The 15,901-nt window shown below is 38.5% G+C and carries 16 protein-coding genes and 1 tRNA gene; 13 read left to right on the top strand and 4 right to left on the bottom strand.

The genetic code is table 11. The features are described 5' to 3' along the window. Positions 1–318: 318 nt before the first annotated feature. Positions 319–1,239, top strand: a complete 921-nt coding sequence (locus H6G18_RS22140; RefSeq protein WP_190409252.1) for an alpha/beta fold hydrolase — start codon at positions 319–321, stop codon at positions 1,237–1,239. 468 nt (positions 1,240–1,707) lie between these two features. Here the strand turns inward: H6G18_RS22140 and H6G18_RS22135 are convergent, their stop codons facing one another. After that, positions 1,708–3,321 (bottom strand): iron uptake porin, encoded by a 1,614-nt coding sequence (locus H6G18_RS22135; protein WP_190409251.1) that lies wholly within the window; start codon positions 3,319–3,321, stop codon positions 1,708–1,710. Between the two features lie 391 nt (positions 3,322–3,712). Between H6G18_RS22135 and H6G18_RS22130 the strand changes: the two genes are divergently transcribed. Continuing rightward, positions 3,713–4,678 carry a metal ABC transporter substrate-binding protein gene (locus tag H6G18_RS22130; RefSeq protein ID WP_190409266.1) on the top strand — a complete coding sequence of 322 codons (966 nt, stop codon included), beginning with the start codon at positions 3,713–3,715 and terminating at the stop codon, positions 4,676–4,678. A gap of 45 nt (positions 4,679–4,723) precedes the next feature. After that, the gene (locus tag H6G18_RS22125) at positions 4,724–5,494 is read left to right on the top strand and encodes a metal ABC transporter ATP-binding protein (RefSeq protein WP_190409250.1); all 771 of its coding nucleotides are present in this window, start codon (positions 4,724–4,726) and stop codon (positions 5,492–5,494) included. 82 nt (positions 5,495–5,576) lie between these two features. Here H6G18_RS22125 and H6G18_RS22120 read toward each other — a convergent pair whose 3' ends face one another. Continuing rightward, positions 5,577–5,939: an ArsR/SmtB family transcription factor gene (locus H6G18_RS22120; protein ID WP_190409249.1), complete on the bottom strand. Its 363-nt coding sequence runs from the start codon at positions 5,937–5,939 to the stop codon at positions 5,577–5,579. 348 nt (positions 5,940–6,287) lie between these two features. Between H6G18_RS22120 and H6G18_RS22115 the strand changes: the two genes are divergently transcribed. The 8 genes from H6G18_RS22115 to H6G18_RS22080 all read left to right on the top strand — a co-directional run bounded on the left by H6G18_RS22115 (position 6,288) and on the right by H6G18_RS22080 (position 13,521). Beyond that, positions 6,288–7,124 (top strand): metal ABC transporter permease, encoded by an 837-nt coding sequence (locus H6G18_RS22115; protein ID WP_242040440.1) that lies wholly within the window; start codon positions 6,288–6,290, stop codon positions 7,122–7,124. Positions 7,125–7,198: 74 nt separating this feature from the next. Then, positions 7,199–7,271, top strand: a tRNA-Phe gene (locus tag H6G18_RS22110). A 173-nt stretch (positions 7,272–7,444) separates the two neighbouring features. After that, complete coding sequence (locus H6G18_RS22105) at positions 7,445–8,599, top strand: site-specific integrase (protein WP_190409248.1); 1,155 nt, start codon at positions 7,445–7,447, stop codon at positions 8,597–8,599. Positions 8,600–8,898: 299 nt separating this feature from the next. Further along, complete coding sequence (locus H6G18_RS22100; protein ID WP_190409247.1) at positions 8,899–9,522, top strand: hypothetical protein; 624 nt, start codon at positions 8,899–8,901, stop codon at positions 9,520–9,522. Between the two features lie 71 nt (positions 9,523–9,593). Further along, positions 9,594–9,905: a hypothetical protein gene (locus H6G18_RS22095; protein ID WP_190409246.1), complete on the top strand. Its 312-nt coding sequence runs from the start codon at positions 9,594–9,596 to the stop codon at positions 9,903–9,905. After that, the gene (locus H6G18_RS22090; RefSeq protein ID WP_190409245.1) at positions 9,905–10,348 is read left to right on the top strand and encodes a hypothetical protein; all 444 of its coding nucleotides are present in this window, start codon (positions 9,905–9,907) and stop codon (positions 10,346–10,348) included. The genes H6G18_RS22095 and H6G18_RS22090 overlap by 1 nt, the downstream gene beginning before the upstream one ends. Before the next feature lie 19 nt (positions 10,349–10,367). Then, on the top strand, positions 10,368–12,806 hold the full coding sequence (locus H6G18_RS22085; protein ID WP_190409244.1) for an AAA family ATPase: 2,439 nt from the start codon (positions 10,368–10,370) through the stop codon (positions 12,804–12,806). Positions 12,807–12,933: 127 nt separating this feature from the next. Next, positions 12,934–13,521 carry a hypothetical protein gene (locus H6G18_RS22080; protein ID WP_190409243.1) on the top strand — a complete coding sequence of 196 codons (588 nt, stop codon included), beginning with the start codon at positions 12,934–12,936 and terminating at the stop codon, positions 13,519–13,521. 181 nt (positions 13,522–13,702) lie between these two features. Here the strand turns inward: H6G18_RS22080 and H6G18_RS22075 are convergent, their stop codons facing one another. Then, positions 13,703–14,134: a hypothetical protein gene (locus tag H6G18_RS22075; protein ID WP_190409242.1), complete on the bottom strand. Its 432-nt coding sequence runs from the start codon at positions 14,132–14,134 to the stop codon at positions 13,703–13,705. Positions 14,135–14,317: 183 nt separating this feature from the next. On the opposite strand from H6G18_RS22075, the gene H6G18_RS22070 reads away from it, so the two are divergent. Together H6G18_RS22070 and H6G18_RS22065 are read left to right on the top strand one after the other, a co-directional pair. Further along, positions 14,318–14,632 carry a type II toxin-antitoxin system RelE/ParE family toxin gene (locus tag H6G18_RS22070; protein ID WP_199311798.1) on the top strand — a complete coding sequence of 105 codons (315 nt, stop codon included), beginning with the start codon at positions 14,318–14,320 and terminating at the stop codon, positions 14,630–14,632. Between the two features lie 14 nt (positions 14,633–14,646). After that, complete coding sequence (locus tag H6G18_RS22065; RefSeq protein WP_190409240.1) at positions 14,647–14,955, top strand: HigA family addiction module antitoxin; 309 nt, start codon at positions 14,647–14,649, stop codon at positions 14,953–14,955. Positions 14,956–14,984: 29 nt separating this feature from the next. Here H6G18_RS22065 and H6G18_RS22060 read toward each other — a convergent pair whose 3' ends face one another. Further along, complete coding sequence (locus tag H6G18_RS22060) at positions 14,985–15,656, bottom strand: NACHT C-terminal helical domain 2-containing protein (RefSeq protein ID WP_190409239.1); 672 nt, start codon at positions 15,654–15,656, stop codon at positions 14,985–14,987. Positions 15,657–15,901: the final 245 nt, after the last annotated feature.

Below are 15,901 nucleotides of genomic sequence, written 5' to 3'. Positions count from 1 at the left end.
AAAAACTGGTTTCCAAATATTAGCTAAGTGATAGTAGCTACCAAAAATAAATTTAAGTAAGCCCTATCATACGGTAATTACAGGCAAAAAATCTTTTAGGTAGTGAAAAAAAAATTACTGAATCTTTACAAGTAATCCAGTGATTTTACATCTACTTAATCTGACGCTGGCTAGAGGTGTCATAATTCTTGGTTCGTTGATAATAGCAATTGTGGGGACTGGGGATTGGGGGAGTAAAACAGAAAAAATCATAACTATGGACTAACGACTGTTGACTATGGACTAATGACCAATGACCAATAACTAATAACTAAAACTATGTTTCAGCCACCGGGATTTGAGCAACGCTCTATAATTACCTCACTAGGTAAAATGGTGTATTACACTGCCACAGGTTCACTTTGGCAGGACAATGGGAAGACGGATAACCAAGAAACTTTGGTGTTTCTGCACGGCTTCGGGGGTGGTTCTTCTGCTTACGAATGGTCAAAAGTCTATCCTGCTTTTGCTGCTGAATATCGGGTAATAGCGCCAGATTTAATTGGTTGGGGTAAATCTGAGCATCCAGAACGCAATTACAATATTGACGATTATTTAACGACAATTCGGGAATTTTTTGAGCAGACTTGTACCGGGCCAGTGACAGCGATCGCCTCTTCCCTGACGGCGGCCTTTACAATTAGAATAGCGATCGCTCATCCCAATTTATTTAAGTCGCTAATTCTTTTCACACCAGCCGGACTATCTGATTTTGGCGAAAACTATTCCCGCAGTATATTTGCTCAGATAGTCAGTGTTCCTCTTCTCGACCGCTTACTGTACAGCACAGGAGTTGCTAGTAGTGGCGGTATTCGTAGTTTCTTAGAACAACGGCAATTCGCGCAAGCTAACCGAGTATATGACGAAATTGTTGAAGCTTATCTACAATCTGCTCAACAAGCCAATGCTGAGTATGCAGCATTATCATTCGTCCGGGGTGATTTGTGCTTTGACTTATCCCTTTATATTCAACAGTTAACTACTCCCACAGCCATCGTTTGGGGACAAAAGTCCCAATTCACCGGCCCAGAAATTGGCCGTCGCTTGGCAGAACAGAATCCTCAAGCAATCCGAGTGTTTCAACAGTTGGAAGATGTAGGCTTAACCCCACAGTTAGAACTACCAGCAGTGACAATTGGACTTATTAAAAGGTTCTTGCCCTTACTTAATAGTCAAGAGTTATTAGTCAAGAGCCATTAGTTATTCATAACTCTCTACCTCCTCCTCATCTCCCCCCATTGACCTTTTTGAAATATTCTGAAAGATAGAGGCTGATTACCTTAGGGTATATCTTTTTTCGGTAAAATTTTTCAAAAAAACTGTGTTGGCTGTTACAATATTGTTAAGAAAAGTTGCCCGTTGCATTTTGGGAATACGCAACAGGGTTCTAACTCTATTGAGAAGACAACGCGAAAAAAATCTGTTAGACCAGCTGTGGGAGGCTGGTCTTTTTTTCAAGCTGCAAAAGTTTAAATTATGGCTGTATTATTGGGTGGATCTCAAAAATTAAATCAGCAAACCATAACAATTGTACAAAAAATTTTCAGTAATTTCCACATATTTTCTGATTTGACTCAGTTGAATAGACAATGGTTTCTCTAATCTGGTAATTTCCCATAAAAAAAACGCAAAGTGATTCTTTGCGCCTTTTTTGTGATATTGAAAAAGTTAGAAACTAAATGTAGTTCTCAAGGCACCAATAACAACATCACTATTATCATTGTTATGGTCTGGGGATGTGAGCCAGACAACTCCTGGTGTGATGGTGATATTGTCACTTAGTTTGTATTGGTAAAATGCTTCCACATGGTAGGAAGTATTTTGATCTCTATCCAATCCAGCAATACTAGAACTTGTCACTTTTGGTTCCATACCAACGATGATACCTGCCAAGTTACCTTGTTTCCCAAGGTCTGGGAAGCCGAGAGTGACAGCATAGTTCCAAATATCAACGTCGCCACGCCCTCCAGCCAAGGAACGGCTATTAGTGTAACCAGCCCAACCACCCAAAACTATGTTATCGGTGATACCAACAGAAGCTTGGAGACCGTAGGAATTACTGGAAAATACAGCCTCATTCAATCCTTGCAATGCTGCTAAATCTTGGAAAGTTGCAGCATTACTTCCTGTAAGTAGTGGCTGCCTGTAAGCATTGATATATGTTAACCCGACAGTAATGCGATCGCTTGGTTTAACTGTCAGTTGTGCTAATGCGCCATAAGACCCATTAAATATACCATTCTGGGGTGTTGGGTCGTTAGCTGTACCGCTTAAATAGCCTAAACTCAGTGCCAACCTATCACCAAATTCATGGGTTACGCCTAATCCTGTACCACTTATTTGGTTATAAATTGGATTACGTGTACCAAAGGTAGTTAAAGCACCAAAAGCACCGTCTCCATCAAAAATATTGACTGTGCTGGTAACGTCATCTGCTGCGCCTGCGTTGGCAATAGCAATTACTTGTGTGTTTGCACCTAGTGGAAACTTGTAATAGAGGGTATCTATGGCAGCATTAGTTGTACCATCTCCAGCAAAGAATAAGTTACCTTCTGGTGTACCAATGTCAGGGGAGAGGATATTGTTTGCTTGGATTCTAGTAAACAGGGTATCTTGACCTGTAAAACTGGTGACAAATTCTACTCGCGCTCTTACTCCCAGAGTGGTATTTTTGTCTACAATTTCGTTACCGTTGACTTGGTTGCCTGATAAGACATCACTAACAACAGCTACAACTTGTCCTTGCAATTTACTAGTGGTGGAAAATTGATTGGCTTCTAATTCCGAGGTACGTGCTTCTAGTGCATCAACTCGACCTCGTAATGTTGCCAGTTCCGCAGAAAATTCTTCTTGTAGTCGTTGTAATGTAGCTAAGTCTTCTTTTGTGACTAACTCAGCTGTTGCAGTAGCAATTAGCTCGTTAACTCGATCAAGACAAGCATTCAAACCAGCAGCGAATTCATATCTGGTTAGTGCGCGATTACCACGATATGTCCCATTGGGATACCCAGCTATACAACCGTAACGCTCCACTAGTGATTGTAATGCTTGGAAAGCCCAGTCTGTAGGTTGTACATCGGAAAATTGAGATACAGAGGTAACTTGTGACATTACCTCATTTTGAGTAGTTTTATCAAAATCTACGTCTGTACTAGCTATTTTTGATGGTTCATTTATGTCTGTAGTTACAGGTGTTTCTCCTGCAAAGGTAGCAGCACCAGAAAATAGCATGATGCTACAAATTACTGGGTTAACCAGCAAATACTTCCACAATTTTTGCATTTTTCTCCTCACACTTTGATCACATACATTTTTGTCTTGGTAACACCTATACCAAGTTCATGTGAGATCACATTTTCTTCAAAAGTATTCTCAAGATATTAACAGCACTTAGCAATTTTTGTCACAGTTAAAGTCAAGAATTCGTAATTCATCAATTTATGTAAAGAGGATACACATAGAAATACCTGCAAAACACCTTGGTGATTGCTGACCCAAAAGATGAGGATTCAGTATATGAGAATGAGAATTATTATAATATGACGATGTACAATAAGTATCATTGTCAAAATCTATTTTGACGGTGACAAATCCTTATGGAGGAGAAAAGACTGTGATTTGGAGTCGCATCAGACGTAAAACAGATAGACTGCACAATGGCATTCTGTCCTTAATGACTTTGCTAATTTTTTCTGTGATGGTTGGCTGTAACCAATCGAATAGCAATCAGGGAACAACTGGTGAACAGTCCCCTAGAGCGCAAGAAGCAGCCTCAAGTCCATCAGTACAAGAGCCAAAAACCAAAGTAGTCGCAACAATTTTGCCCATCTACTTATTTACTAAAGCAGTAGCAGGAGAAGCAGCAGATGTATCGATTTTAATACCTCCAAGCACAGAGATACATGAGTATCAAGCAACACCTGATAATGTAAGAGCGATCGCCACAGCCAATGTTTTAATCAAAAATGGGTTGGGTTTAGAGGAATTTCTCGACAATACGGTAAAAAATGCCCAAAATCCTCAATTAACTCAAATAGATGCCAGCAAAAATATTAAAGCTGTAAATGAAATTTCACCAGTTGTCAAAACAGGAACAAAAAGCCACAGTCATAGTCATGCACATGACCATGCTGAAGGTAATCCCCACGTTTGGCTAGATCCAGTCTTAGCAAAACAACAAGTAGCAAATATTCGAGATGGATTAATTGCGGCTGATCCGGCAAATAAAACTATTTACCAAGCTAATGCAGAGGCTTATATTAAGGAGTTAGACAATTTACATAATGAATTTCAGCAAACCTTGCAAAAAACTCCTAACTGCACTTTTATCACATTCCATGATGCCTTTCCCTATCTAGCTCAACGCTATAATCTTAAGCAAGTTGCAGTGGTACAAATTCCTGAAGATCAACTTTCACCAGCAGATGTACAAAAAACCGTTAACACAGTCAAAAAATACAATGTGAAAGCTTTATTTAGTGAGCCAGGCGTAGATAATAAATTACTTACTAGCCTTTCGAAAGATTTAAATTTAACTTTGCGTCCTCTAAGTTCTCTGGAAAGTGGTGAAACCAATCCAAAGTATTATTTCCAGGCAATGAAAAATAATTTACAAACTCTAGAAGCAGGTTGTAAATAGTTGTGAAACCAGAATTTATTACCATTTACTAATTACCCAGGACTGATGACATCGCCAATTTTAAGAGTAGACAATTTGACCGTATATCAAGGCAACTATTTAGCTGTTCGGGATGTTTCTTTTGAGTTATTACCAGGGACAGATACAGCGATAGTCGGCCCTAATGGTGCGGGTAAAAGTACTTTGGTAAAAGCGGTTTTAGATTTGATTCCCCGCCGTGTCGGTAAGATCGAAATCTTTGGTCGTTCCATAGCTAGCTTAGGAAAATTACGTCATCTTTTAGGCTATATGCCACAAAATTTTATCTTTGACCGTAGCTTTCCCATCTCTGTGGAAGAGTTGGTGGGATTAGGATGGGTAGATGAAGGTCATAAGAGATATTCATTTTTCTCCAGGCTAGGAAGTCATAACCGAGAAAAATCAGCAGCGATCGCCGCAGCTTTAAGCAGAACCAATACCTATCATCTGCGGAATCAATCCATTGGTACTCTAAGTGGTGGTCAACTCAAGCGTGTTTTGCTGGCTTACTGTTTGGTAATACCTCGAAAAATCTTGGTTTTAGATGAAGCTTTTGCTGGGGTTGATATACAAGGTGCAGCCGATTTTTACACAATGTTGAATGAATTAAAGCAACAGGAGGGTTGGACTGTTTTACAAGTTTCCCATGATATTGATATGGTCAGCCGCCATTGCGATCGCGTGCTTTGTCTTAACCAAACTCTTGTTTGTACTGGTCAGCCAGAAATAGCACTTTCACCTCAAAATTTGTTGGCAACTTACGGCCCTGGATTCAGTCGCTATGAACATCATCACTAAAACAATTCACAATTCAAAATAGACAAAACTCTTTTGCCTATTTAATGATTACGTAGGCTAGGAAATATTGAAAATTATTATATTAATCTTTTTCGTCTAAATGTTCCGCTACAGCCTGATAAAGCTCCAAAATGTGATTATCATGGAGGCGATAAAACACATGGCGTCCTTGTTTACGATAACTGACTAAACGCATTGCTCGTAAGTTTCTTAACTGATGAGAAACAGCAGATTCACTCATCTCTAGGAGTGTAGCTATATCACTCACACATAGTTCTTTTGTTGCTAAGAAAGAGAGAATTCGTAGCCGATTAGCATCCCCTAAAAAGCTAAAAAAATCTGCCATTCGTTGGGATTTTTCGGTACTCAAAACTTCGGTGGAAAGAGGCGTGGCAATACTTTGTGTGATAACTTCTACATTACAAATTCTACTAGATTTAATCATGTGAATTGGGTAAATTAAATTATTGGCTTAAAGAGTAATTAAATTTGAAATTGATTTTTTAAAAAATTGGTAACAATAGTATAGTAACAATTATATACTTTAATGAAAAACTAAAAAATATAAGAATTAATATTATGTTTTGAAAAAATAGTACCCAAAACAAAGCATTGCCTAGCCTGCTAAGGTACAAATTTATCTGCGTCCATCCTCTTTTATCGGCGGTTAATTCTTTCTTGTCCTACCTGACGGAGGTGGAAATCGCTATCAAAACTACGTATGAATGAATACAAATTAGATTGTATGGGTATTACAACCGCCTTTCTCCAGCATCCTACCTCCTCGCTTTTAATGGGTGTGGCTAGTATTAATAATCTGGTGAATTTGCTGCAATTCCCTTTTATGCAACGTGCGATCGCGGGTGCTGTTTTAATGGGAATATTAGGGGGTTTACTAGGCAGTTTTGTTACTTTGCGCCAGCTATCTTTTTTCAGCCATGCAGTTGGTCACGCAGCATTGATAGGCGTGGTGTTGGGTGTACTGCTACAAGTTAACCCTACTTCCATGCTATTGCCTTTTACTTTAGTTTTTGGCGTTGTCGTCCTTTATTTAATCGACCAGACAGATTTAAGTAGTGACAGCGTACTCAGTATAGTTCTCTCTGGTGCATTAGCGATCGGTGTAATTCTCACCAATCTCATTCAAGGATATCGTGGCAATTTAATGAGTGTTTTGTTTGGTGATATCCTGGCTATTGATACCACAGATTTAATTTTGACATTACTCGTACTGATAGCCAGCAGCATATTCTTGTTCTCAACCCTACAACAGCAAATTTTATTGACCCTGAACCTGGATGTAGCAAAAGTTCAAGGTGTTCCAGTCCAATTGTACCGTTATGGATTCGTGGTCTTGCTGTCACTAGCCGTAGCTGTGGCCATTAAGGCTGTTGGTGTTTTACTTGTAAACGCCTTTCTCGTCATTCCAGCTGCTACCGCCAAGTTGATGAGTTACCACTTTGGCCGCTTTCTTTTCATATCAATGCTAGTTGGTGCGACTAGTAGCATTGTTGGCATTGTCTTGTCAGGCGCTTTCAATCTTGCCTCTGGCCCTAGTATTGTTCTTATCCAGTTTCTTTTGTTTGTGGCTGTGTTTATCTGTGTGAAGCTGCGATTGAAGGCAGTATAGTTTTTTTGCTCAACCCCTTGCCAAATCATTTGATGTTTGCTACACTTAGTAGTCGTGGTCAAGAAAAAGCACAAGCCGGGATAGCTCAGTTGGTAGAGCAGAGGACTGAAAATCCTCGTGTCACCAGTTCAAGTCTGGTTCCTGGCATCTCCTAAAGCTAACAAATACATCGACAGAATAAGGGTTATAAGCTCTCAACTAAACAGGAAGATAGCTTATAACCCTAAACTTTTGGGTATTTTTGGGTGAGTTTAGACTATTAATTGGTGTAAAGATGGTGTAAATGGTGTAGACTATAGTACATTCACACTATAAAACAAATGTACTCAAAAACTCCTACAGGACGATCCTCTAAGGGGTCTGTCACCATAATTAATTCTAATGGTCGATTACAGTTGAGGTTTAGCTACGGCGGGAAGCGCCATTACTTGTCTACAGGATTACCGGATACCCCTGCTCATAGGAAACTGGCAGAACTGAAAGCTTCTGAGATAGAAAAGGACATCTTATATGAAAGATTTGATGTCACTTTAGAGAAGTACAAGCCCAAATCCGCTCTGAGTACAGTTACACCAGTTACACCAATTCAGAAACCAAAACCAGAGTTAGATGAGCTATGGAATAAATATAGCGAGTTCAAAAAACCTCAAATCAGTCCTAGTACCTTCGCTAAAGACTTTACCAAGCATCGGAATCACATCGCTAAGTTACCGACGCGATCGCTAGATGAAGCATCGGCTGTTCGAGATTATCTCTTGGCAAATTTAACTCCAGATGCGGCCAAACGTTGTCTAACTCAGTTGAAAGCTTGCTGTAATTGGGCAATGGGAGAAGGGTTAATTAACTCGAACCCTTTTGCTGCTATGAAAATCAAAACCCCAAAAGGTGCGATAGAAGAACAAGATGTTAATCCCTTCAGTAAAGAAGAAAGAGATTTAATTATTCGTACTTTTGCTAGCGATCGCCACTATAGCCACTACACTCACTATGTGCGTTTCCTTTTCTTTACAGGGTGTAGACCATCTGAGGCAATTGGTTTGAAATGGAAACACATTACCAATAGTGTTATTCAGTTTCGGGAATCTGTTGTTGTTTCTGAAGACGGCTTAGTCTTAAAAGAGGGCTTGAAAACCCAAAGAAAGCGGGATTTCCCCACTAATTCAGAAGTAAAAGCAATTTTGGATGATATCAGACCGAAAGAAGCTAATCCTGAAGCATTAATTTTTACCAGTCCAAAAGGAAAATTTATCGACCATCACAATTTTTCTAATCGTGCATGGAAAGCAATCTTAAGTAAATGCAGCATTCCCTATCGCAAAAGCTACCAGACACGACACACATTTATTAGTTTTTGTGTGGAATCACATATTAACAGCACTGCGATCGGGCGATGGACTGGAACCTCCGCCAAGATGATTGACAATCACTACGGTGCTACTAACTTTACGAACCTTAGACCACCCGAACTTTCTTAATAGAGGAATTAAATAGTGATGAGGAATCCAGCAAACAAGAACAATACCAAATTAGCGGAAGACACTGTTATATCAAGTATTTATCTACAATAAAAAGAGGAAATTACCTAATCTCTAATGCAGAATATGGCTATCAATCAGTTGGATTACCTCATGGAACTGAAGAGGAGCAAATAGCATTTTTTATATCTGGACTACCAGATGCAAAATTGCTAGATGGAAAAAAGAATCTTCGTTACGGAGTTCTACAAATCTGGGTTAGATATAAAGATGAGTGTATCTATATTGCTAAATGCTTTTTGTCAACTAAAGGCGGGGTTGATGATCCGCTTTTACCGTTACTTAGGAAAGGTGAAATTGATCAGTGGACATATGACTATAAGTGGCTAGAAGCTGATTTATACAAAAATCTTTGGCATTTAATCCGCGATAACAGCAGATTAATCACACTAAATTTAGATAAGAATTGGGGTTACCCTTTTATATCTAATACAGATTTGCTGTGTGAAATTATCAGAGGAGATATAGAAGGAGAGTTTAGCAGTTATCTGTTGAGTTTTTATGAATATAAAGAATGGGAAATTGATGAAATTAATAAACTCAAACGGAAAATGCACAAAGATAAAGTAATAGAGAAACAGGAAGAAAATAAGTTTTGGAAATTGATTGACAAAAATGCAGCAAAGGCAATTTGGTATGATCGCGTAATCGCAATAGCATATAAACTTGCAGATTGTGGATTAGATAGCATTAAACCATACTTAGATATTAATTCAAATAATATTGATGCTATGGCTCGCTTAAAAATTAAAAGTTCTCGTGATCCAGCACTCAAGAACCATAAGCGAAACTCTCATTATTGTGTTGAGGGAATAATTACTGAGGGTACTCTCCGAGAAAAATGGAAGCTTCATAAAGCTTAACAGTTTTGGCATTCTTGGCGTTACAGACTTCGCTGTCAAACAATGGTGTCTGTAAAAGTTGAAAAATAATTATGGACATCCATTTCTGTTCAAAAATAACTCTGAGCCAAAAGATCGGCCTATCAAACTCTACTTTTAAGAAATATCGGCTTTCGGGTGTTTGGCTAGAAGGAATTCACTGGCAGAGGTTAAATACGCGCTCTGTTCGCTACAATCTGCCGTTAATATTGGACTGGGTAGCTAATCGTAATGCGCCAGAAGTACACCAAAGAGCAATAGAGAATTATTTGCGATCGCTACCTTCCAATCAGAAGAAATCCGGTCAAGTGAATTTAAAGCAAAAGTTTGCTACCTCCAAAATTACTAAAAAAGGAGGTGAGTAATGATTGCAAATTCCATAAAAAAAGAACAATATGTAGATGAACGCTACAAAACTATTCAGTTTTTAACTGAACTCAACTTTCCTGCACTACCAGTTGCTCCGAAGCAAGACCCATACAAGTATCCAAAAAGAGATCAAAACGGAAAATTTGAGTATGAAGCGGATGGAAAAACTCCTAAGCCATTATACACAGGAAAAAATCCTAGTTATCTAGATAAACATGGAATTCCACACTTAATTCAACACCAAAAATATCAGAAAACACTACCAACACAACAAGAAATATACATTTGGTTTGCTCATCCTGATAACGGAGTCGGAACATTAGGTGGATGGAATAAAACTGTCTGGCTTGATTTTGATGTTAAGCATTTTAAGTCACCACAAGATTGCAAAGATACAGTTTTAAAGTGGTTAGAACAGAACACATTACACATTTTGTGAGATAACTCATTCGGGAGGGTTGCGAATAGGCATAAAAGTAAAAAATAAGCCTGATTTCACAAACTTTGCCTTATTTCTTGGGGGAAAGCACGTAGGAGAAGCTTTAAGCAGTGGTAGATTTACAGTTCTAAGCCCAACTATTGGCCCATCTGGAAATGCTTATGAATCTATAATACGAGGTGAATTAATAGAAGTAGAAAATTTAGAATCTATCGGTGTTTATCCATCCAGCAAAAGAAACAAGTTAGCTCCTGTATTATCACTTCAAACTGACTTTGCACAAGCTGGTATCCCTCTAGATAAGCTGCTTTCAAATAAAGCTAAAGCGATTTTGAATGGAGATAATCTCACAGGCGATCGCAGTGAGGCACTAACTACACTAGCTCATGAAGCTTTTGGTTGGCAGAACTGGTGTAATAGTAACCAAATATTACTTGATAGTAATGCACAAGATATTGTTTTACAGGGCGGTAAAAAATTAGATATTGATGATGCCCGTGTACAGCGCATCATCAAGAGCATTGATGTGGAATCTAGCGACCCATCTTCAAAGTTTTACGGTGGAGAGGAGAAATGCTGGCTGAAAATTTGTCAATTAAATCAAGAAATATATGAGGTTAAATGTCCATCAAATATAAAGGTAACTTTATCAAATACCAATTACCAAATTTCAAGTAGTTCTAATAATTCTGGGGTTAAAAGCACTAACACCAAGAAAACTACCGAATTTATGTTAACTCAAGATGAGGCTATAGAAAAAGCGAAAGTCATTATTAATCAAGGTTTGGATGAACTAGAAGAAAATCTCCTGCTTGAAAAAATTCGCCAACAAGCAGGATTTAAGGATTATTTTTGGGAGCGGAAAATTTTAAATCCTCTGCGTCGGGATTTTCTTGCAACCAGATTAAAGCTTGAAATTCAAGCTTACTTGCGGGAGACGAATCCCCAGAGGCAGATAACAGAACGGAATAGAATTCTTAGTCGATATCATATAACCACCAAGGAATTTGAGCAGCAGTGTCAAGCTATTCAATATGCTGAAAAGCAAAACCAACAAAAACCGCAACCTCTAACACTACAGGAAGTATTCGCTCTTGAGAATGAAGGTTTAAGTTGGCTAGTAGAAGGAATTATACCAAAGGGAGCCAGTGGTATCCTTTCTGGCTTGCCAGGAGCGTCAAAAACCTTGTGGACTGCTGACCTAGCTTATTCAATGGTTAGTGGTACTCCATTTCTAGGAGAAAAAACTAGAAATGGTAAAGTGTTAATGATAAATAGCGATCAGCCTCTCAACATCACGGCTAATTACCTCTCACACAGAGGTTTTGATAATGAGCCAAATATTCGGGTTATTGGTGAAACTCGTAATATGGCAGCTTGGACTATTAAAGATTTAGAAAGCTTGGAATTATGGTTACAAGAATTTCAACCTGACTTGGTTATTATCGACAGTATTCGAGCAACTATTATCCACCCTTTAGGGATTGAGGAGAAGTCTGAGTCTATTGGCCACTGGTTAAAAGAGGTTGAAAGGCTTATTATTCGCTATGGTGGTACTCTACTCTGGGTTCACCACGATAATAAAAATAAGGATGATACAGGAGTCAGCAGAGCATCTGGATCAACAGCGATTGCCGGTAGTGTAAGTTTCCACTACCGAATAGAAAAGGCAAGTAAAGATCAATCCGACCCTCACCGAATTTTTTCAATGGCGAAAACTAGAGGTTATGAGCCTGTAACCCTGAAACTCATGTATGACGCTACCACAGGTGTTTTTCAAAATTTAGGGCATTTTGGCGAATCTCTAGATAATGCCCAACAAAGCCAATCTTTAAGACAATGCATCTTAGAATTTTTAGATCAGCATCCAGGAGTAGGATACGAACCAGAAGAAATTCAGAATGCAGTGGGTGGTAACAACATAGGGGTTGAATTATGTAAAATGCACCAACGAGGAATGGTTAGTAAAAGTAAATCTCCAAACAATACCCGGCGTAAAGTCTACTGTAGAAACGCCACACAGTCCCCCCTCCCTGATGTTTCTGTTCCACTTGTTAATCAAAACTCTGAAATTATTCCAGAACAAGAATTACAGAGTTTTAACTCTACTTTTAACTCACTTTTAATTAAGAAATCTGAAGGAGAGGAGTTAAAAGTCCAAAATCAAGAAGGTGTGGTCATTTCACGAGTTTTAACTACCACTCTTAACTCACCCCAGGGGAGCAATGAGAGTTATAATAGTTCAATCCCAAAAATTGCTCAAGGGATGCGGGTAGTATTCAGATGTCTCGGTTCTAAAAGGGACGGCAAGGTTGCTGTGGTTAATTCCCTCACAGCTAATGGTGAAGCTAGTATTACCTTTGAAGATACGACATTACCTCAACATTTACGTGATCATGAGTGTCTTGAATCTTTTCTTGAGCCATTAGAAGCCAAGACTAACGACGATAGCCAATAATAACTTGGTAAGGCGATCGCCATTCGATGATTTATTGACTGTATCTTCGTATGAGCGATCGCAAAGTAATTATTGTGTGTCATTCCAGCCAGCAAAATCATTTTAATAGTTATCGTGAAACAAAATTATGGTTGCTAATCCTGAAATTTGTCGAGCCAATGGAAAAAAATCTCGTGGGCCAGTTACACAAAAAGGCAAGTCGATTGCTTCTCAAAACTCTAATCGGCATGGACTACTTTCGGTTAATCCACCGCTAGTGCTGGGTGAAGATTTAGAGATATTTCAAGGCTGTGTAAAGTCTTTAATTGACGAATATCAACCAACAACTGCTACGGAAAAACTGCTGGTGCAGCAAGTGGCAATGGGGTGGCTCAAGTTAAATCGACTTTGGCAGGCGGAGGCGGCGATCGCTAATCTCTCTATTTTAAGGGCTGAAATGAATTTTAAATTTCCTGATGCCCTCCAATCACTCATGGATTTGGGAAGCGATAGAAGTGGGGGTGCAGAACTGAAAAATTTGCAGGTACAGATTAGGGAAGAAGAGAAAAAATCGCGGGCTTTGCCCCAAGAGACAGATAAATTGGCTCGATATGAGCGGCACATTTTAAGAGGGCTGAACCAAGCATTAGAGCAATTAGCAACAATCCGCCAGCAACGGCAGAATCAGGATTCTATGGGTTCGTATGGTTATAAAACTGTTCAGCTAGTTCAATAGCCAATTCAACAGTTCAGTTTTGGAAGCTTTATCTTCTTGCCTTCAATGCTGTGTGGAAATGGATAAGATTTTTTCAGTTTAAATTCCAAAGGTGGAAACGCCAGACACAACAGTCCGCATTAATTTCATCAGGCGATCGCAACAGTACTCAAGTCCTGAAAACCGGATTTTACTACCCCAATCAATCCCACGATCGCGTTAATGGCTCAATTGGTATATCTGGATCAATCTCAATCACGGTGATATTAGCATTCTCCACCACCGTATTTCCCATAATGGTATTGTGCATTGCCTCAAATTTCGATTCTTCCTCTGCAATGCGCTCGTAGTGCAGAATTACATGGTAATGCTTGGCTATTGGCTCTCCAGAGTTTGATCGCTCCACTGTGTCCCAAGCTATATTTTGTCGTTCTTCTGCTATTTTGCGATAGTCATCGGCTAGTTGTTCTAAGGCGATCGCGATCGCGTGTTCTTTGGTTTGACCGTAGCATTGTATATTTTCTCTAGGAGAATCGCTCAGAGACGATGATAAGTGACAAATATACTTTCCATTGTCTTGGGGTAGGAGTGCGATCGTAATATTTCCAGTGCTGTCGAGGTTCACGTCAGTCATATTAACCGCGCTGGGAAAGATTTAGAGGATATGCTTACGCTTAAATTCTAAACGTAGACGTAGCGCAACTTGTTGTCAGGCATCATCCTAATCAAGTGTATGAATGAGCGATCAGCTACGCTAGGCGGTTACGTCATTGCTGAGTCAATGTCAAAATTTACCACTTGAAATGTATACTAACGTTTGACGATATTAACGCAAAACGATATTATTGTGATTGTTAATTTCAAGTCTAAAGAGACAAAGCTAATTTTTGAAGGCTTTACATCTTCTCAATACCCACCCAATATTCAGAAGACTGCTTTACGAAAACTGCTGATCCTTGACGCAGCAACATCAATTAATGACTTGCGCGTTCCACCTGGCAATCGCTTAGAAAAGCTAGTTGGTGATAGAAGTGGGCAGTACAGTATTCGGATTAATGACCAATGGCGGATTTGCTTTGTTTGGACAGATGAAAACAATGCTTCGGAAGTTGAAATAGTCGATTACCACTAAGTATAAAAATCATTATGAATAACAACCGATTGCCAAACATTCACCCAGGCGAAATCCTACAACTAGAATTTTTAGAACCGTTGAATATCACAGCCTATAGATTAAGCAAAGATATAGGTGTAGCTCAGACACGAATTAGTGAAATTTTATCTGGAAAACGGAGTATTACGGCTGATACAGCTTTGCGTCTATCCTACTATTTTGGCAACACTGCACAGTTTTGGTTAAATTTACAAACACAATATGATTTACGTCAAGCCCTTGAAGAAAATTCAGAAGTTTACAATCAAATTCCTAAACTTCCGTCTAATGATGTAGCCTAAAATTCAATACAAATCATGAGATTATCACTCTATTCTGCTATTTCACGTTTGCGTTTTTCAATTTCGGCGATCGGTAATAATAATGTTTCATCAATCTCTTTCATAACCTCCTGGCTAACATTATTACTGTTTTTAAGACAATAAATGAGTAAATTATTTAAATTGTAATATTTAGTGAATATTGTTTTTCCATATTTATGCTGTGGTGAATCACGATTATCAAAAGAATAGTAATCAAGAGAAGATGTGGAAAATTTACCAAATAAAGATTCAGCAATTTCCCAAAATTGACTGTTTTGTTTAAATTTATAATAATCACTACTATACTTGTTTAAAGACTTATAAAGATTTGGATCAAGAGAGTACAAGAGTAGAGACGATGAGGAAAGCAACTCTTTGACATTTATTAGTTGGCTTTCGATTTTCCTGGGTAAATAGTAATTTCCTGGTGAATCCATAAAGTCCCTAGATTCAAGATAAGCATAAATCTGCTCAGCTTTATTGTCCCTATAAACATGAACTAAATAGTGGTAAGCCGCTCTCATTGAAGATGGTTTAAGATTAGATTTTATCCGACTTGCTTTTTTTTCAACCCAGTCCAAGAAAAATTGTGTATCTCGATTATCAGCGATCAAATTATCAATTTTTATCTTCATTAATTTTAGTAAATCGTCGGCATTTTTCAAAATTGAAACAGCCAATATAAATATTTCTCTCCAATATATTTTATCAACTTGAGATGCTAAATCTTGTGATGTCTTTTTCTCAATAAACCACTTTGTTACAAAATATTCTTGAAAGGTTAGGTGCGAAAACGACCAAACCTTTTGCGAGCGCTCAGAGGTGATTCGTAAAGAAAATCTAAAGAGCTTTTGAGTAATCTGGACTAGATTTTAATCTAGATCAGGTTGAGTAGTTGTAGAAAATATGAGTAGTCTACCTAAGA

The organism is Anabaena subtropica FACHB-260 (genome assembly GCF_014697105.1).
Lineage (GTDB): Bacteria > Cyanobacteriota > Cyanobacteriia > Cyanobacteriales > Nostocaceae > Trichormus > Trichormus subtropicus.
This window is presented reverse-complemented; position numbering and strand designations above follow the sequence as displayed.